The organism is Streptomyces lunaelactis (genome assembly GCF_003054555.1).
Classification (GTDB): domain Bacteria; phylum Actinomycetota; class Actinomycetes; order Streptomycetales; family Streptomycetaceae; genus Streptomyces; species Streptomyces lunaelactis.
Genome location: NZ_CP026304.1, coordinates 6222040 through 6239407 on the forward strand (window position 1 = coordinate 6222040; position 17368 = coordinate 6239407).

Sequence of the window (17368 nt, forward strand, 5' to 3'; positions counted from 1 at the left end):
TGCCTCTGCACCTCTGCTCGAAGGGCCTACGGTCCCATGCCCCCAACGCTCGCCTCGCTCGTCCAGCACTCGGCGCTCAAACTCACCGTGCGCGCCGGGGAGGACCGGCTCGAGACGCCCGTGCGCTGGGCGCATGTCAGCGAGCTCGCCGACCCCGTGCCGTACATGGAGGGCGGCGAGCTGCTGCTCGTCACGGCGATGACGCTGGACGCCGAGGACCATGAGGCGATGCGCCGCTATGTGCGCAGGCTGGTGGGCGCGGGCGTCGTCGGGCTCGGATTCGCTGTCGGCGTGTACTACGACGACATACCCGAAGCGCTCGTCGACGCGGCGAAGGAGGAGGGGCTTCCGCTCCTCGCCGTACCCCGCCGCACTCCCTTCCTCGCCATCAGCAAGGCGGTCTCGGCGGCGATCGCGGCCGACCAGTACCGGGCGGTGACGGCCGGTTTCGAGGTGCAGCGGGAGCTGACGCGCGCCGCGCTGGCCGAGGGCCCCGACGCGGTCGTCGCCCGCCTCGCCGCGCACATCGATGGCTGGGCCGCGCTGTACGACGCCTCCGGTGCGGTCGTCGCGGCCGCGCCGGAATGGGCCGCGCGCCGGGCCGCCCGGCTCACCGGCGACGTGGAGCGGCTGCGCGAGCGGTCCGCGCCCGCGAGCGCCGTCGTCGGCGACACCGAGGACCGGGTCGAGCTGCAGTCGCTGGGCACGGGACGGCGTGTGCGCGGTGCGCTGGCCGTCGGCACGGGAGCGCCGCTGGGCACCGCCGAGCGGTACGCCGTGCACTCCGCCGTCGCCCTGCTGACCCTGTCCACGGAGCGCTCGCGCTCGCTCCAGGCGGCCGAACAGCGGCTCGGCGCCGCCGTGCTGCGGATGCTGCTCTCCGGCCAGCAGGACCATGCCCGGGCGGTTGCCGGCGATCTGTACGGCGGTCTCCTCGACGCCCCCTTCCGGCTGCTGATCGCCGAGCCCGCCGGAGAGCCGGACCCCGCGGCGGAGCATCCGCTCCAGGCGTTCGCCGAGTCGCTTGAGTCGACCGCGGCCCGGGCGGGCGAGGCCCTGCTCGTCGTACCGGACACCGACGACCGTCTTGTGGTGCTGGCCGCGGACGGCGGCGCTGTCGTCGCGGCCTGCACCGCCGAGTACGCCGCCAAGGAGGCCGAGGACGCCGAAGCGGTCGTCGGGCTCTCCGCGCCGACCGGACCGATAGCGGCTGCGGGCGCGTACAAACAGGCCGAGCAGGCGCTCTCGGTCGCCCGGCGGCGCGGCCGCGCGCTGGTCGAGCACGAGGAGCTGGCAGCGGGATCGATCCTCCCGCTGCTCGCGGACGACGCGGTACGCGCCTTCGCGGACGGCATGCTGCGCGCGCTGTACGAACACGACGCGACCGGCCGCGGCGACCTCGTCGCCTCGCTGCGCGCCTGGCTCTCGCGCCACGGCCAGTGGGACGCGGCCGCCGCGGACCTCGGCGTACACCGCCATACGCTGCGCTACCGGATGCGGCGGGTCGAGGAGATCCTCGGCCGCTCGCTGGACGACCCGGACGTCCGGATGGAGCTCTGGCTCGCGCTGAAGACGACGGCGGGCGGCCCGGCGACGCAGTGACCGGCGAAGCGGTGACGGGCGACGCAGTGACAAGCGGGCGCAAGGTTTTTCCGTTTTCGTGCCCGAAGTCGGGCAAAATTATTGGTGGTTGATCGCCGAAGTGCCTAAGGTCCTGCCTCGTGGCCACCAACTCAAGCACTCCTGAGGCCGGCACCCCCGTCGTCGCTACCGTCGAAGCACCCCCGCCCGGCCGCCGGATATCCGGAGCCGTCTGGCTGGCGCTCGCCATCGTGTACGTCGTCTGGGGCTCCACCTACCTCGGCATCCGCATCGTCGTCGAGACCATGCCGCCCTTCCTGTCCGCAGGCGCCCGCTTCATCGTGGCGGGCCTGATCCTCGCCGGTCTCGTGGCCTGGCGGCAGGGGACCTCGGCGCTCAAGGTCACCCGCGCCCAGCTCGCCTCGGCGGCCCTGGTCGGCCTGCTGCTCCTGCTCGGCGGCAACGGCCTCGTGGTGCTCGCCGAGACCTCCGTGCCCTCCGGGCTCGCCGCCCTGCTGATCGCCGTCGTGCCCGCCTGGGTGGTCGTGCTGCGCAGGGCCTTCGGCGAGCGGCCCGGCCTCGGCGCGTATCTGGGCGTCCTGCTCGGTCTGGCGGGCCTCGCCGTGCTGACCCTCCCGGGCCTCAGCGGCGACGTTCGCCTGTGGGGCGTCCTCACCGTGATCGTGGCGACCGTCATGTGGTCGGTGGGCTCCTTCTCGTCCTCGAAGATCCCGATGCCGAAAAATCCCTTCGCGGCCAGCGCCTACGAGATGGTCGCGGGCGGCATCGGCTGTCTGCTGGTGGGCCTCGGGCGGGGCGAGCAGTACGGCTTCGTGCTCGGTGAGGTCTCCGGCCGCTCCTGGACGGCACTCGGCTACCTCGTCGTCTTCGGCTCGATCGTCGCGTTCACGGCGTACGCCTGGCTGCTGCACTCCGCGCCGCTGTCGCTGGTCGCGACCTACGCGTACGTCAACCCGGTCGTCGCCGTACTCCTCGGCGCGCTGATCCTGAACGAGCAGCTGAGCTGGCCGATCGCGGTCGGCGGCGCGGTGGTGGTGGCGGGTGTCTTCCTGATCGTGTCGACGGAACGTCGACGCTGACCCTGGGGGCAAGCCCCCGGACCCGTACGGCCTTCGGCCGTGTCCTCCATCGCGGGACGGGCTGAACCGGCACGCCAAAGCGGCGGATCCGGCCCGTCCACCACTCCACCTCGGACAAACGCCAGACCGCCCTCCCACCCCTACCGTGGGGCACAGACACCCCCACTACCTCGGAAGGGCCGGGACATGACCTCCACCCACGCCTTCTGGCTCGCCGGCCGCCAGGCCACCGGCGAGGCCACCTTCGACGTCACCTCCCCCTGGGACGGACACCTCGTCGGACAGGTCGCCGTCCCGACCGATGCCCAGATCGAGGAGGCCGTCGCCGCCGCGCACGCCGTACGCGACGAGTTCGCGGCGACCCCGGCACACGTGCGGGCCGCCGCCCTGGACCATGTCTCGCGCCGGCTCGTCGAGCGCACCGAGGAGATCGCCCAGCTGATCTCCGCCGAGAACGGCAAGCCGGTCAAGTGGGCTCGCGGCGAGGTCGGCCGCGCGGTCTCCGTCTTCCGCTTCGCGGCCGAGGAGGCCCGCCGCTTCAACGGCGGCGACGCCCAGCGCCTGGACACCGACGCAGGCGGCCAGGGCCGGCTCGCGCTGACCCGCCGCTTCCCCAAGGGCGCCGTCCTCGGCATCGCGCCGTTCAACTTCCCGCTGAACCTCTGCGCCCACAAGATCGCCCCGGCGATCGCGGTCGGCGCGCCGATCATCCTCAAGCCCGCCCCGGCGACGCCGCTGTCCGGCCTGATCATCGGCGAGCTGCTGGCCGAGACCGAGCTGCCCGCCGGTTCGTGGTCGGTGCTCCCGGTCCCGAACGACCGGATGCCCGCCCTCGTTCAGGACGAGCGCCTGCCGGTCATCTCCTTCACCGGCTCCGACACGGTCGGCTACGCGATCATGGACTCGGTGCCGCGCAAGCACTGCACCCTGGAGCTGGGCGGCAACGGCGCGGCAGTCGTCCTCGGCGACTGGGCCTCCGAGCAGGACCTGGACTGGGCGGCGACCCGTATCGCCACCTTCTCCAACTACCAGGGCGGCCAGTCCTGCATCTCCGTGCAGCGCGTGATCGCCGACGCCTCGGTGTACGAGCGCCTGCTGCCGAAGATCGTCGAGGCCGTCGGGGCCCAGGTCACCGGCGACCCTTCCGACTCCGCCACCGACGTCGGCCCGCTGGTCAGCGAGGACGCCGCCAAGCGTGTCGAGTCCTGGGTCGACGAGGCCGTACAGGCGGGCGCGCAGCTCCTGGCGGGCGGCAAGCGCGACGGCGCCTCCTACGCGCCCACCGTCCTCACCGACGTCCCGGCGGACGTCACCCTCTCCCGTGAGGAGGTCTTCGGACCGGTCCTCACGGTCAAGAGGGTCGACGGCGAGGCCGAGGCGTTCGCGGCCGTCAACGACTCCAAGTACGGCCTGCAGGCAGGTGTGTTCACGCACGATGTGCAGACCGCCTTCCGCGCCCACCGCGCCCTCGAGGTCGGCGGCGTGATCATCGGCGATGTGCCCTCCTACCGCGCTGACCAGATGCCGTACGGCGGTGCCAAGCAGTCCGGCGTCGGCCGCGAGGGCGTGCGGTTCGCGATGGACGACTACACGTACGAGCGGGTGCTGGTCCTCACCGGTCTGGCCCTGTAGCGCCCGTACGCCGAGACGACGGCCGGAGCCCGCTGTGCGGGGGCTCCGGCCGTTGCCGTGCCGCCGGGACACCGCTGTGCGAGCACTGGTGGAGAGGGCAGGAATCAGGTACTACGGACGGGTAGCACCGGTCGGTATGGCGACCTGCGCCCCGGCCGACGCCCCCGGAAGTCCCGACTCGCGGCGAGGTGAGCCTCATGTCCGCACCACCCGACAAGCTCCAGACTCCGAAGGTCAGTGAGCGCGAAGCACGGCAGGTCGCCGAGGCCGCGCGCGAACAGGGCTGGCGCAAACCCAGCTTCGCCAAGGAGCTGTTCCTGGGCCGGTTCCGCCTGGACCTGATCCATCCGCATCCGCTGCCCGCCCGCGAGGACAGCGCGCGCGGCGAGGCGTTCCTCGCCAAGCTGCGCGACTTCTGCGAGACGAAGATCGACGGCGCTCTCATCGAGCGCGAGGCGAAGATCCCCGACGAGGTGATCAACGGGCTCAAGGAGCTCGGCGCGCTCGGCATGAAGATCGACACGAAGTACGGCGGCCTCGGACTCACCCAGGTGTACTACAACAAGGCCCTGGCCCTGGTCGGCTCCGCGAACCCGGCGATCGGCGCGCTGCTCTCCGCCCATCAGTCGATCGGAGTACCGCAGCCGCTGAAGCTTTTCGGTACGCAGGAGCAGAAGGACACCTTCCTGCCGCGCCTCGCCCGTACCGACATCTCCGCCTTCCTTCTCACCGAACCGGACGTCGGCTCCGACCCCGCGCGCCTCGCCACCACGGCGGTACCCGACGGCGACTCGTACATCCTCGACGGCGTCAAGCTCTGGACGACGAACGGAGTCGTCGCCGACCTCCTGGTCGTCATGGCCCGTGTCCCCAGGTCGGAAGGCCGCAAGGGCGGCATCACCGCCTTTGTCGTCGAGGCGGCGAGCGAGGGCATCACCGTCGAGAACCGCAACGTGTTCATGGGCCTGCGCGGCCTCGAGAACGGCGTCACCCGCTTCCATCAGGTGCGCGTCCCCGCCGAGAACCGCATCGGCCCCGAGGGGGCGGGCCTCAAGATCGCCCTCACCACCCTCAACACCGGACGCCTCTCACTGCCCGCGATGTGCGTCGGCGCCGGCAAATGGTGTCTGAAAATCGCCCGCGAATGGTCGGCGGCGCGCGAGCAGTGGGGCAAGCCGGTCGCCCGTCACGAGGCCGTGGGCACCAAGATCTCCTTCATCGCCGCGACCACGTTCGCACTGGAAGCGGTGCTCGACCTCTCCTCGCAGATGGCCGACGAGGACCGCAACGACATCCGCATCGAGGCGGCGCTGGCCAAGCTGTACGGCTCCGAAATGGCCTGGCTGATGGCCGACGAGCTGGTCCAGATCCGCGGCGGCCGCGGCTTCGAGACGGCCGACTCGCTGGCGGCGCGCGGCGAGCGGGCCGTCCCCGCCGAGCAGATCCTGCGCGATCTGCGCATCAACCGCATCTTCGAGGGCTCGACCGAGATCATGCATCTGCTGATCGCCCGCGAGGCGGTCGACGCCCACCTGGCCGTCGCCGGGGACATCATCGACCCCGACAAGCCCCTCGCCGCCAAGGCGAAGGCGGGCGCGAACGCCGCGGCGTTCTATGCCCGCTGGCTCCCCAAGCTCGTCACGGGACCGGGTCAACTCCCGCGTACCTACAGCGAGTTCCACCCGTCGGGCTATCCGGATCTCTCCGGGCATCTGCGCTACGTCGAGCGCTCGTCCCGCAAGCTGGCCCGCTCCACCTTCTACGCGATGTCCCGCTGGCAAGGGCGGATGGAGACCAAGCAGGGCTTCCTGGGCCGGATCGTCGACATCGGCGCGGAGCTCTTCGCGATGAGCGCGGCCTGCGTACGCGCCGAGCTGCTGCGGACCTCCGACGGGTACGGCCGCGAGGCGTACCAACTGGCCGACGTCTTCTGCCGCCAGTCCCGCATCCGGGTCGAGGAGCTCTTCACCCGCCTCTGGTCCAACACCGACGACCTGGACCGCAAGGTGGTGGAGGGCGTCCTGTCCGGTACGTACACCTGGCTGGAGGAGGGCATCGTCGACCCGAGCGGCGACGGCCCCTGGATCGCCGACGCAACACCCGGCCCGGCCGAACGGGACAACGTCCACCGTCCGATCCGCTGAGAGACTCCGGGGCGTCCACGGACGCCCCGGAGCCGGCCTCCCAACTTCCGGATCCTGCCGGGCTCGCGTGCCCTGGCCCGGCCGCGTGAGCGCTTCGGTATCGTCTGACCGCGATCAACACGGAAGCGGGGCCGGGATGTTGGGGGCGGGGATGTCGGCAGCGGGGAACCAGCGGAAACGGCGGCGCGGGGCGGCCGCCGTGCTTGCCGGGGTCGTTCTCACCGGCGTGGCCGCGTGCGGCGGCGGCGACGACACGAGCGACAAGGGCGGGAAGCCCACAGCCGACAACAAGCCGTCCGCACCCGCGCCCCTCACCGAGCCCCGGCTCAGGGCCGCCTCCTTCACCGACGGCGAGAAGGTCGGCATCTACACCGCCTCCGAATTCACCCTCGGTGCGCCCCTCGGCGAGGACTACACCGCCGACCCCGCCGTCTGCCAGCCCCTCGTCAGCCTCGCCGAGGGCGCCACCGTCCACGACCCCGCCGCCGAGGTCAACCGCCAGGTCGACGTGGACGGCGAGATGACCGGGCTCAGCGTCGCCGTACAGCTGCGCTCGTACGCGGACGGGGGAGCCGCCGCCGTCATGAAGGCCCTCGGCGCCGCCGGTACCCAGTGCGCCGGCGGCTTCACCGAGGAGCGGGCCATCGCGAAGGCGAAGTACCTCAAGGTGGAGCCCGCCAGGACGCCGGCCTTCGGGGACGAGGCGAAGGCGTACCGCTTCACCATCCTCGATGTGAAGGGGAAGCTGAAGCTCTACGAGTATCTGACCGTCGTCCGCTCCGGCTCCGCGACGCTGTCCTTCCGCGCCGAGATCATCGACACGAAGGACATCGGGGGAGTGCCCGAAGAGGTGATGAATGCCCAGTGGGAGAAGTTCCGGACGGGCCGCAACGCAGCCCCATAGGGACGCGCTGTCCGGCCGGACAGGAAGTACGGCCACAATGGGGGGATGAGCGACAGCCCATCCCCACTCGCCGACCCGCATATCGCCTTCGACGCGACCGAAGGCCGCCGGGACATCGTCGTCCTCGGCTCCACCGGGTCCATCGGCACGCAGGCCATCGACCTGGTGCTGCGCAACCCCGACCGCTTCCGCGTCACCGCGCTCTCGGCCGCCGGCGGCCGGGTCGGACTCCTTGCCGAGCAGGCACGGCAGTTGCGGGTCGCCGCGGTCGCCGTCGCCCGCGAGGATGTCGTGCCCGCGCTGCGCGACGCGCTGGCGGAGCAGTACGGGACCGAGCCCGTGCCCGAGATCCTGGCCGGCCCCGAAGCGGCCACCCAGCTCGCCGCATCCGCCTGCCACACGGTGCTCAACGGCATCACCGGCTCCATCGGCCTCGCGCCCACGCTCGCCGCCCTCGAAGCGGGCCGGACCCTCGCCCTCGCCAACAAGGAGTCGCTCATCGTCGGCGGGCCGCTGGTCAAGGCCCTCGCCAAGCCCGGGCAGATCATCCCGGTCGACTCCGAGCACGCGGCCCTCTTCCAGGCGCTGGCGGCCGGGACGAGGGCCGACGTACGCAAGCTCGTCGTCACCGCGTCCGGCGGCCCCTTCCGCGGCCGTACGAGAGCCGAGCTGGCGAACGTCACCCCCGAGGACGCCCTCGCGCACCCCACCTGGGCGATGGGCCCGGTGATCACGATCAACTCCGCGACGCTGGTCAACAAGGGGCTCGAGGTCATCGAGGCACACCTCCTCTACGACATCCCCTTCGACCGCATCGAGGTCGTCGTACACCCTCAGTCGTACGTCCACTCCATGGTCGAGTACACCGACGGCTCGACGCTGGCCCAGGCCACGCCGCCCGATATGCGCGGCCCCATCGCCCTGGGTATCGGCTGGCCCGAGCGGGTGCCCGACGCGGCCCCGGCTTTCGACTGGTCGAAGGCCTCGAGCTGGGAGTTCTTCCCGCTCGACAACGACGCGTTCCCCTCGGTCGGACTCGCCCGGCGGGTGGGGGAGCTGGGCGGAACGGCCCCGGCGGTGTTCAATGCCGCGAACGAGGAGTGCGTGGAGGCGTTTCTCGCCGGGCGGCTGCCGTTCAACGGAATCATGGATACGGTCACCGAAGTCGTCGCCGAGCACGGTGTTCCCGCTTCGGGAACCTCACTCACGGTGGCGGACGTCCTGGAAGCGGAGACCTGGGCCCGGGCGAGGGCTCGGGAACTGGCATTGAAGGCGACAGCGGAGGCTCGCGCATGACGATTCTGTTGACGGTCCTCGGCATAGCTCTCTTCGGTGTGGGGCTGCTGATCTCCATCGCCTGGCACGAGCTGGGCCATCTGTCGACGGCCAAGCTCTTCGGCATCCGCGTGCCCCAGTACATGGTGGGCTTCGGCCCGACCATCTGGTCCCGGCACAAGGGCGAGACGGAGTACGGCATCAAGGCCATCCCCATGGGCGGCTACATCCGCATGATCGGGATGTTCCCGCCGGGTGAGGACGGCCGGATCGAGGCCCGGTCCACCTCGCCCTGGCGCGGGATGATCGAGGACGCCCGCTCGGCCGCCTTCGAGGAGCTGAAGCCCGGCGACGAGAAGCGGCTCTTCTACACGCGCAAGCCGTGGAAGCGCGTCATCGTGATGTTCGCCGGACCGTTCATGAACCTCGTCCTCGCCGTCGCGATCTTCCTCGGCGTTGCGATGACCTTCGGCTTCGCGGCCCAGACCACCGAGGTGGCAGGCGTCCAGAAGTGCGTCATCTCGCAGAGCGAGAAGCGCGACACCTGCAACGCGGCCGACAAGGTCTCGCCCGCCCAGGCCGCGGGCCTGAAGGAGGGCGACAAGATCGTCGCCTTCAACGGGGAGCCCGTCGCCGACTGGTCCGATCTCTCCAACCACATCCGCGAGACGATCGGTCCCGCCACCATCACCGTCGAGCGCGACGGGCAGCAGCAGGTCCTCAAGGCCACGCTCGCGGAGAACACGGTGGCCAAGAAGAACGCGGACGGGGAAGTCGTCCCCGGCGAGTACGTCCCGGCCGGCTATCTCGGCTTCGCCGCGCGGACCGAGATCCTGCCGCTCTCCTTCCCCGACTCCGTCGACCGCATGGGCGACATGATCCAGCAAGGCGCCGAGTCGATGATCGCGCTGCCGTCCAAGGTCCCCGACCTGTGGAACGCGGCCTTCAGCGACGGGGAACGCAAGGACGACTCCCCGGTCGGCGTGGTCGGTGCGGCCCGGATCAGCGGCGAGCTGCTGAACGTGGACGCTCCGACGCAGAACATCGTGGCGATGTTCATGATGCTGCTGGCGGGCTTCAACCTCTCGCTGTTCCTGTTCAACATGCTGCCCCTGCTGCCGCTCGACGGCGGGCACATCGCGGGAGCGCTGTGGGAGTCCGTGCGCCGCAATGTCGCGCGGGTGTTCCGGCGCCCCGACCCCGGCCCCTTCGACGTGGCCAAGCTGATGCCGGTCGCGTATGTCGTGGCGGGGATCTTCATCTGCTTCACCCTGCTCGTGCTGGTCGCCGACGTCGTCAATCCGGTCAAGATCAGCTGAGCGAGTCCCTTTCGTGACGGCCGGACATGCTGTGCTTGTCCAGGGGGTTTCCCCGGACAAGCACAGCATGTCCGGCCGTTGATCATTGAGTGGACTTCGTGGCGCGATGTGCTCGGCCGAACCTCAGTGCCGTAATCTCGGAGGCTGGAGCCCGCCGATCTCGGGACCACGATCCACACCTTGGGGTTGCACAGCCGATGACTGCAATTTCTCTCGGAATGCCGTCCGTTCCGACGAAGCTCGCCGACCGGAGGGTCAGCCGCAAGATCCAGGTCGGCACCGTGGCCGTCGGCGGGGACGCGCCGGTGTCGGTGCAGTCGATGACGACGACGCGTACCTCGGACATCGGGGCGACGCTGCAGCAGATCGCCGAGCTGACGGCGTCGGGCTGCCAGATCGTGCGGGTGGCCTGTCCCACGCAGGACGACGCCGACGCGCTCGCCACCATTGCGCGCAAGTCGCAGATTCCGGTGATCGCGGACATTCACTTCCAGCCGAAGTACGTGTTCGCGGCGATCGACGCGGGCTGCGCGGCGGTGCGGGTGAACCCGGGCAACATCAAGCAGTTCGACGACAAGGTCAAGGAGATCGCGAAGGCGGCCTCGGCCACCGGCACCCCGATCCGTATCGGGGTGAACGCCGGTTCGCTGGACGCGCGGCTGCTGAAGAAGTACGGCAAGGCGACGCCGGAGGCGCTGGTGGAGTCCGCGCTGTGGGAGGCGTCCCTCTTCGAGGAGCACGGCTTCCGCGACATCAAGATCTCGGTCAAGCACAACGACCCGGTCGTGATGGTCAATGCCTACCGGCAGCTGGCCGCCCAGTCCGACTACCCCCTCCACCTCGGCGTCACCGAGGCCGGACCCGCTTTCCAGGGCACCATCAAGTCCGCCGTGGCCTTCGGTGCGCTGCTCAGTGAGGGCATCGGCGACACGATCCGGGTCTCGCTCTCCGCTCCGCCCGCCGAAGAGGTCAAGGTCGGCATCCAGATCCTGGAATCCCTCAACCTCAAGCAGCGCCGCCTCGAGATCGTCTCCTGCCCGTCCTGCGGCCGGGCCCAGGTCGACGTCTACAAGCTCGCCGACCAGGTCAGCGCCGGACTCGAGGGCATGGAGGTGCCGCTGCGCGTCGCCGTCATGGGCTGCGTCGTCAACGGTCCCGGCGAGGCCCGCGAGGCCGACCTCGGCGTGGCGTCGGGCAATGGGAAGGGCCAGATCTTCGTGAAGGGCGAGGTCATCAAGACCGTCCCCGAGTCGAAGATCGTCGAGACCCTCATCGAAGAGGCGATGAAGATCGCCGAGCAGATGGAGCGGGACGGCATCACCTCGGGCGAGCCCGCGGTCTCCGTCAGCTGACCTGCGCGTGGCCATGGACCGGGTCCCCTCCGGAGTCGGGGCCTGGTCCCTTGCGTGAGCGGTGCCGCGCCGCATCTCCGGGTACAGTGCGGAGACCAGCAGACCGTGTGACTCCGCCCCAAGGGGCTTCTCGCGGTGAGGCGACGGTCAAGCCCTGACCGGTGCCCAAGGGCACGTGCCGACGCTGACCGATCGAGCGGCACCTGTCGTTGCCCGCAAGGAGTGATGGAGGGCCCCTCGTGTTGACGCAGACCACCACCCGGGTCCTCGAACCCAGCGACCTCGGCGCAGCGCTCGCCATCCTGGAGAGCGAGCCCGTCGCGAATGCCTTTGTCACGTCCCGCGTCCAGGTCGCCGGGCTCGACCCCTGGCGCCTCGGCGGCGAGATGTGGGGCTGGTACGCGGACGGGCGGCTGCGCTCGCTCTGCTACTCCGGCGCCAATCTCGTGCCCATTTGTGCCACCCCCGAGGCCGTGCGTGCCTTCGCTGACCGGGCCCGCAGGACCGGCCGCCGCTGCTCCTCCATCGTCGGCCCGGCCGAGTCCACCGCTCAGCTGTGGCGGCTCCTGGAGCCGAGCTGGGGCCCGGCCAGGGACGTACGCGCCCATCAGCCGCTGATGGTCACCGAGCAGCTCGCCGACGGCATCGAGCCCGACCCGTACCTCCGTCGCATCCGCAAGGACGAGATGAACGTGATCATGCCGGCGTGCGTGGCCATGTTCACCGAGGAGGTCGGCATCTCGCCGATGGCCGGTGACGGCGGACTGCTCTACCAGGCTCGCGTGGCCGAACTCGTCGCCGCGGGGCGGTCGTTCGCCCGTATCGACGACGGCAAGGTCGTCTTCAAGGCCGAGATCGGCGCGGCCACCACCCAGGCCTGCCAGATCCAGGGCGTCTGGGTCGCCCCGGAGTTCCGCGGCCGCGGACTCTCCGAGAGCGGCATGGCGGCCGTGCTGCGCTACGCCCTGCAGGACGTCGCGCCGGTCGTCAGCCTGTACGTCAACGACTACAACACTGCAGCCAGGGCGGCGTATCGAAGGGTGGGCTTCCACGAGGTCGGGGCCTTTATGAGCGTGCTGTTCTGACGATGAGCGGCGACAAGTAGGGTTTCGCGCATGGCAGCACTCTCAGGAGGCGGACCCCGGACTCCCAGCGTCGTGGTCGGGCCGCTCAATCTCGCCGCGCGGATCGACGAGGCCCTCGCGGTCCAGGCCCTCGCCTTCGGGCTCAGCGACGACGAGATCGAAGTGCGCCGCCATATCGTCCACCGGCACCTCCTGCACCCGGGAGCCCGTGCGCTCGGCGCGCTGACGGAGTCGGGCCGCCTGGTCGGATTCGTCTACGGGATGCCGAACGACCGCAGCCACTGGTGGTCCACCGTCGTCGAGCCCTATCTGCGCAGGGCCGGCCTGGACGGATGGCTCGACGACTCCTTCGTCATCACCGAGCTCCATGTCCACCCCGGCTTCCAGGGCCAGGGCATCGGCCGCTCACTGATCACCACGATCACCGACGGCGTCGACCAGCCGCGCTCCATCCTCTCGGCCATCGACGTCGAGAGCCCGGCCCGCGGCCTGTACCGCGCGCTCGGCTACCAGGACCTCGCGCGCCAGGTTCTGTTCCCCAGCGCGCCCAGTCCGTACGCCGTGATGGGCGCCCCGCTGCCACTGCTGCGCGAGAAGTGATTTCCGCCTGCCCGTGCCGCCCGGCTAATCTCCTGACCATCACCCTTTCTTGACGCAGGAGATTTCCCCATGGCCCAGGTCCAGCGCATGTCCCGTCTGATGGTCAAGACACTGCGCGACGACCCGGCGGACGCCGAGACGCTCAACCACAAGCTGCTGGTGCGCGCCGGCTATGTGCGCCGTAGCTCCGCCGGCATCTGGAGCTGGCTGCCGCTGGGCAAGAAGGTCCTGGAGAACATCACCCGGGTCGTGCGTGAGGAGATGGACGCCATCGGCGGCCAGGAGGTGCTGCTTCCCGCGCTGCTGCCCAAGGAGGCGTACGACGCGAGCGGGCGGTACGAGGAGTACGGCGACCTGCTCTTCCGCCTCAAGGACCGCAAGGGCGCGGACTATCTGCTCGGCCCCACGCACGAGGAGATCTTCACCCAGATCGTCAAGGACCAGTGCACGTCCTACAAGGACCTGCCGGTGATCCTCTACCAGATCCAGACGAAGTACCGCGACGAGGCGCGTCCGCGTGCGGGTGTGCTGCGCGGCCGTGAGTTCCAGATGAAGGACTCGTACTCCTTCGACACGACCGACGAGGGCCTGACGGAGTCGTACGCGCTGCACCGCGACGCGTACATCCGGATCTTCGAGCGGCTCGGCCTGGACCACCGCATCGTCTCGGCGGTCTCGGGCGCCATGGGCGGCTCGGCGTCCGAGGAGTTCCTGGCCCCGGCGCCCGCCGGCGAGGACACCTTCGTCGACTGCCCGGCCTGTGAGTACGCGGCCAACACCGAGGCCGTGACCTTCAGGGCCACGCCGGCCGACGCGTCGCATCCCGCGGTCGAGGAACTGGACACCCCCGACACCCCCACGATCGAGACCCTCGCCGCGCACCTGGGCGTGCCTGCCTCCGCGACCCTGAAGAACCTGCTGGTCAAGGTGGACGGCGAGATCGTCGCGGTGGGCGTCCCCGGCGACCGCGAGGTGGACCTCGGCAAGCTCGGCGAGCACCTGGCGCCGGCGGTGGTCGAGCTGGTCACCGCGGAGGACTTCGTGGACCGCCCGGATCTCGTACGCGGCTATGTCGGCCCGCAGGGCCTGGAGAAGGTCCGCTACATCGCGGACCCGCGCATCGCGCCGGGCACGGCGTGGGTGACGGGTGCCAACAAGCCGGACACGCACGCGAAGAACGTCGTCTGCGGCCGTGACTTCGAGGTGGACGACTACCTCGACGTGGTCGTGGTCCGGGATGGCGACCCCTGCCCGAAGTGCGGCACGGGCCTCAAGCTCGACCGCGCGATCGAGATCGGTCACATCTTCCAGCTGGGCCGCAAGTTCGCGGATGCCTTCCAGCTCGACGTCCTGGGCCAGAACGGCAAGCCGGTCCGGGTGACCATGGGCTCGTACGGCATCGGCGTCTCCCGCGCGGTGGCGGCCCTGGCCGAACAGACGGCGGACGACAAGGGCCTGTGCTGGCCGCGCGAGATCGCCCCGGCAGACGTCCATGTGGTGGCCGCGGGCAAGGCGCTCCAGACGGAGCTGGCGATCGAGGTGGCGGAGAAGCTGTCGGCGGCGGGCCTGCGCGTGCTGGTCGACGAGCGCCCCGGGGTCTCCCCGGGCGTGAAGTTCACCGACGCGGAACTGATCGGCGTCCCGCAGATCCTGGTGGCGGGCCGCCGCGCGGCGGAGGGCGTCGTGGAACTGAAGGACCGCCGCACGGGGGAGCGGGAAGAGCTGACGGTGTCCGAGGCGATCGCGCGCCTGAGCGCGTAGGGGTCCGCGCCTCAATCGCCGGCGGGGCTGGAGTATCCAGCCCGTCCGGCGTTTGAGGACACGGCCGAAGGCCGTACGGGGTCCGGGGGCTTGCCCCTGGTTCTACAGCCAGCCCGCGAACTCCAGCGCCAGCTCGCCCTCCCCGCGGCGCCCCGCCGCAATCGCCCGCGTCCCCGACTCCACCGCGCGGAACAGCGTCCAGCCCCGCAGGCGTTCGCGGTCCACCTCCAGCGAGTCCGCCAGCTTGTTCACCCGGCGGCGGGCCGCCGCGGCGCCAGAGGCTGCCGCGATCAGGTCCTCGACCCGGTCGCGGACCAGCCGCGCCAGGTCGTAGGCGCGTTCACCCACCAGCGGCTCCGGGCCGACCGCGAGCCACGGCGTGCGGTCGGCCGCCAGTACCTTGCCCTGGCGGAAGTTGCCGTGCAGCAGCACCAGTTCGGGCGACACCGCGGTCAGCTCGTCGCGCGCGGCCAGCGCCGTGGCGACCAGCGAAGCCGCCCCCGGGTCGGCGAACGCCCGCATCGCCTCCGCCTGCCGCTCCGTCCGCTCCGCCACTGTCTCGAAGCCGTGGTCCGCAGGCGGCTCCGTCCACAGCCGCCGCACCGTCCCCGCCGCCTCCAGCAGCGCCTTCGCCTCCGGCAGTGACCGCAGGGACACCTCCGGGTGCAGCCGCTCCAGCAGCAGCGCACCGTCCGTGGAGCCGAGCAGACGCACCGCACCCCACCCGTCCCAGTGCTCCAGCGCCGCCCGCTCCAGCGCGGGCGAGGCGGAGGGCGGGGCGACCTTCAGCGCCGCCGCCGTGCCGTCCGGCCGGCGTACGAGGACGACCAGACTGCTCCTGCCCCCCGGCGCCATCACCCGCTCGACGTCCAGCTCCCGCCGGTCCACCGCCTCCTGGACGGTCTTGGGCAACTGTTCGAGCCAGTCGCCCACGGCCTCGTCCCCGTAGGTCTCACCGAGTGCCCGGACCAGCCGCTGCGGCGGTTCGAAAGCCATACGTCCGTTGTTCCCTTTCCGCTTCAGCGTGCTCGGCCGGCGGTCCGCTCGGCAAGCCCAGGAAAGGCTACGCCGCTGCCGCGCCAGCGCACCGCACGTACGGCCGCCTCCCGCAGCGCGCCCGCCGCCTCCCGCCGCAGTGGTCCTTCCGCGGCCCGTACGAGATCGGAGTAGACGCCCGCGACCCGGTCCTCGAGCACCGCGGCCAGGCGCACCACCGCGGCCGCGTCCGGCACGGGGAAGGGCAGCGCGTACGCCGCGGCGGCCGCGGCCGGCTTGCCCCCCAGGTCGCGCACCGTGCGCGCCAGCGCGTCCCGCCGGGCCCGGTGCGCGGCGTAGGCCGCGGTGGCCTCGGCCTCGCGGTCGTCGCCGATCCGGCCGCCGACGATCCCGTACCCGTACACCGCCGCGTGCTCCGCGGCGAGCGCGGCCTGCGCGGCCTGCATGGTCTGTACGACGTCCGGCGCGCTCATCGCCCGCCCCCCTTCGTCAGCAGGTACGCATGCGCGGCTCCGGCCGCCGCGACCGAGGCCAGCAGCCGTGCCAGCTCCGGCTCCGCGTCGAGGAGCGCGGCGACGTGCGTGTCCGAGGTGCGCCGCTCGGCGGCGGCCAGTGCCTTGACCGCACCCGGGGCATCGGACGGGACCGGCACCGGTGGTGCCACCCGCGCCGCCCCGCCGAGTGCCGTGACATGCTCGCCGACCGCCGCCCGCAGTGGAGCCAACTGCCCGGCCAGGGTGGGATGTTGTGCGATGACGGCGTCGTACTGATCACGCAGCGCACCGCTCACGGCGGCGAGCCGGCGGCGCAGCGCCGCCTCCGTCCGGCCGGAATCCGGCGCCGAACCGGACGTACGCCGTCCCTCCGGCTCCTCCGTCGAACAGCCCGTCAACAGGGAGGCCGCCGCCGCCCCCGTCACCATGAGCGCACGTCTTCGTGTTGTCCCCGTGCGCCCCACGCGTGTCTCCTCGGGCCTTGCAGTGATCATCGCCGCAGGCGAGCGTACCTGCGGGTCCGGCGCAGGTGGACGGCAACACCCCCCGGGACCGGATACCCTTTGGTCTGACACGCGACGATCCCACAACAGCACACGCGGCCGAGGAGTCACCCGGATGAGCACCACCCAGAGCGAGAGGCTGCGCGGGCTGCTGGAACCGCTCGTCAGCGCCGCGGGCCTGGATCTGGAAGAGATCGAGGTGTCCCGGGCGGGCAAGCGCCGCATGCTGAGGATCATCGTGGACTCGGAAGAGGGCGCCACCCTGGACGCCTGCGCAGAGCTGAGCCGCGCCATCTCCGGGAAGCTGGACGAGACGGACGCGATGGGCGAGGGCGAGTACGTCCTCGAAGTGAGCTCGCCGGGCGCCGACCGCCCCCTGACCCAGCACCGCCACTACGAGCGCGCCGTCGGGCGGCTGGTGAAGCTGCAGCTGAACGATGAAGGAACCGCCGGAGAGCTGGTGGCCCGCATTCTCACCGTGGACGACGAGGGACTCGACCTCGAAGTGCCGGGCGTGAAGGGGCGCAAGCCCACCGCCCGCCGTGTCGCCTTCGCCGATATCGCCAAGGCGCGGGTGGAGATCGAGTTCAACCGCAAGGACAAGAAGGAAGAGGAGGCGTAG

The 17368-nt window shown here is 71.1% G+C and carries 15 protein-coding genes; 12 read left to right on the forward strand and 3 right to left on the reverse strand.

All coding sequences use genetic code 11. The features are described from left to right. Positions 1 to 36: 36 nt before the first annotated feature. The 11 genes from SLUN_RS28825 (at position 37) to SLUN_RS28875 (ending at position 14753) form a co-directional block, all read left to right on the forward strand. Positions 37 to 1602, forward strand: coding sequence for a PucR family transcriptional regulator (locus tag SLUN_RS28825; protein WP_108152897.1), 1566 nt, complete (start codon positions 37 to 39; stop codon positions 1600 to 1602). Between the two features lie 119 nt (positions 1603 to 1721). Continuing rightward, positions 1722 to 2681, forward strand: coding sequence for an EamA family transporter (locus SLUN_RS28830; protein WP_108152898.1), 960 nt, complete (start codon positions 1722 to 1724; stop codon positions 2679 to 2681). 186 nt (positions 2682 to 2867) lie between these two features. Beyond that, entirely contained in the window at positions 2868 to 4313 is a 1446-nt protein-coding gene (locus SLUN_RS28835; protein WP_108152899.1) for an aldehyde dehydrogenase family protein, read from the forward strand. A gap of 197 nt (positions 4314 to 4510) precedes the next feature. After that, a complete protein-coding gene (locus SLUN_RS28840) occupies positions 4511 to 6457 on the forward strand; it encodes an acyl-CoA dehydrogenase family protein (protein WP_108152900.1) in 1947 nt (648 codons plus the stop codon). A gap of 151 nt (positions 6458 to 6608) precedes the next feature. Continuing rightward, a complete protein-coding gene (locus SLUN_RS28845) occupies positions 6609 to 7361 on the forward strand; it encodes a hypothetical protein (protein ID WP_108152901.1) in 753 nt (250 codons plus the stop codon). 45 nt (positions 7362 to 7406) lie between these two features. After that, on the forward strand, positions 7407 to 8657 hold the full coding sequence (gene dxr, locus SLUN_RS28850; protein ID WP_108152902.1) for a 1-deoxy-D-xylulose-5-phosphate reductoisomerase: 1251 nt from the start codon (positions 7407 to 7409) through the stop codon (positions 8655 to 8657). Then, positions 8654 to 9955 carry a M50 family metallopeptidase gene (locus SLUN_RS28855; RefSeq protein WP_108152903.1) on the forward strand — a complete coding sequence of 434 codons (1302 nt, stop codon included), beginning with the start codon at positions 8654 to 8656 and terminating at the stop codon, positions 9953 to 9955. The genes dxr and SLUN_RS28855 overlap by 4 nt, the downstream gene beginning before the upstream one ends. Before the next feature lie 197 nt (positions 9956 to 10152). Then, positions 10153 to 11307 (forward strand): flavodoxin-dependent (E)-4-hydroxy-3-methylbut-2-enyl-diphosphate synthase, encoded by a 1155-nt coding sequence (ispG, locus tag SLUN_RS28860; protein WP_108152904.1) that lies wholly within the window; start codon positions 10153 to 10155, stop codon positions 11305 to 11307. Positions 11308 to 11549: 242 nt separating this feature from the next. Next, positions 11550 to 12392, forward strand: a complete 843-nt coding sequence (locus SLUN_RS28865) for a GNAT family N-acetyltransferase (protein WP_108154991.1) — start codon at positions 11550 to 11552, stop codon at positions 12390 to 12392. 30 nt (positions 12393 to 12422) lie between these two features. Beyond that, complete coding sequence (locus tag SLUN_RS28870) at positions 12423 to 12992, forward strand: GNAT family N-acetyltransferase (protein ID WP_108152905.1); 570 nt, start codon at positions 12423 to 12425, stop codon at positions 12990 to 12992. Between the two features lie 69 nt (positions 12993 to 13061). Further along, on the forward strand, positions 13062 to 14753 hold the full coding sequence (locus SLUN_RS28875) for a proline--tRNA ligase (protein WP_108152906.1): 1692 nt from the start codon (positions 13062 to 13064) through the stop codon (positions 14751 to 14753). Between the two features lie 102 nt (positions 14754 to 14855). Here SLUN_RS28875 and SLUN_RS28880 read toward each other — a convergent pair whose 3' ends face one another. From SLUN_RS28880 to SLUN_RS28890, 3 genes are read right to left on the reverse strand one after another with little or no spacing between them, the layout of a single operon-like run. Further along, positions 14856 to 15749: an aminoglycoside phosphotransferase family protein gene (locus SLUN_RS28880; RefSeq protein ID WP_108152907.1), complete on the reverse strand. Its 894-nt coding sequence runs from the start codon at positions 15747 to 15749 to the stop codon at positions 14856 to 14858. 23 nt (positions 15750 to 15772) lie between these two features. Beyond that, positions 15773 to 16222 (reverse strand): ferritin-like domain-containing protein, encoded by a 450-nt coding sequence (locus SLUN_RS28885; RefSeq protein WP_170146617.1) that lies wholly within the window; start codon positions 16220 to 16222, stop codon positions 15773 to 15775. Continuing rightward, positions 16219 to 16707: a hypothetical protein gene (locus SLUN_RS28890; protein ID WP_108152908.1), complete on the reverse strand. Its 489-nt coding sequence runs from the start codon at positions 16705 to 16707 to the stop codon at positions 16219 to 16221. Before SLUN_RS28890 ends, SLUN_RS28885 begins: the two co-directional genes overlap by 4 nt. Before the next feature lie 154 nt (positions 16708 to 16861). Here SLUN_RS28890 and rimP point away from each other — a divergent pair, with 154 nt between their 5' ends. Continuing rightward, the gene (rimP, locus tag SLUN_RS28895) at positions 16862 to 17368 is read left to right on the forward strand and encodes a ribosome maturation factor RimP (protein ID WP_108152909.1); all 507 of its coding nucleotides are present in this window, start codon (positions 16862 to 16864) and stop codon (positions 17366 to 17368) included.

What these genes read in the sequence shown, in the direction of transcription:
- SLUN_RS28825 (WP_108152897.1), top strand. Translation starts at nt 37, where the DNA reads ATGCCCCCAACGCTCGCCTCGCTCGTCCAGCACTCGGCGCTCAAACTC.
- SLUN_RS28835 (WP_108152899.1), top strand. Translation starts at nt 2,868, where the DNA reads ATGACCTCCACCCACGCCTTCTGGCTCGCCGGCCGCCAGGCCACCGGC.
- SLUN_RS28840 (WP_108152900.1), top strand. Translation starts at nt 4,511, where the DNA reads ATGTCCGCACCACCCGACAAGCTCCAGACTCCGAAGGTCAGTGAGCGC.
- SLUN_RS28845 (WP_108152901.1), top strand. Translation starts at nt 6,609, where the DNA reads ATGTCGGCAGCGGGGAACCAGCGGAAACGGCGGCGCGGGGCGGCCGCC.
- dxr (WP_108152902.1), top strand. Translation starts at nt 7,407, where the DNA reads ATGAGCGACAGCCCATCCCCACTCGCCGACCCGCATATCGCCTTCGAC.
- SLUN_RS28855 (WP_108152903.1), top strand. Translation starts at nt 8,654, where the DNA reads ATGACGATTCTGTTGACGGTCCTCGGCATAGCTCTCTTCGGTGTGGGG.
- ispG (WP_108152904.1), top strand. Translation starts at nt 10,153, where the DNA reads ATGACTGCAATTTCTCTCGGAATGCCGTCCGTTCCGACGAAGCTCGCC.
- SLUN_RS28870 (WP_108152905.1), top strand. Translation starts at nt 12,423, where the DNA reads ATGGCAGCACTCTCAGGAGGCGGACCCCGGACTCCCAGCGTCGTGGTC.
- SLUN_RS28875 (WP_108152906.1), top strand. Translation starts at nt 13,062, where the DNA reads ATGGCCCAGGTCCAGCGCATGTCCCGTCTGATGGTCAAGACACTGCGC.
- SLUN_RS28880 (WP_108152907.1), bottom strand. Translation starts at nt 15,749, where the DNA reads ATGGCTTTCGAACCGCCGCAGCGGCTGGTCCGGGCACTCGGTGAGACC.
- SLUN_RS28885 (WP_170146617.1), bottom strand. Translation starts at nt 16,222, where the DNA reads ATGAGCGCGCCGGACGTCGTACAGACCATGCAGGCCGCGCAGGCCGCG.
- rimP (WP_108152909.1), top strand. Translation starts at nt 16,862, where the DNA reads ATGAGCACCACCCAGAGCGAGAGGCTGCGCGGGCTGCTGGAACCGCTC.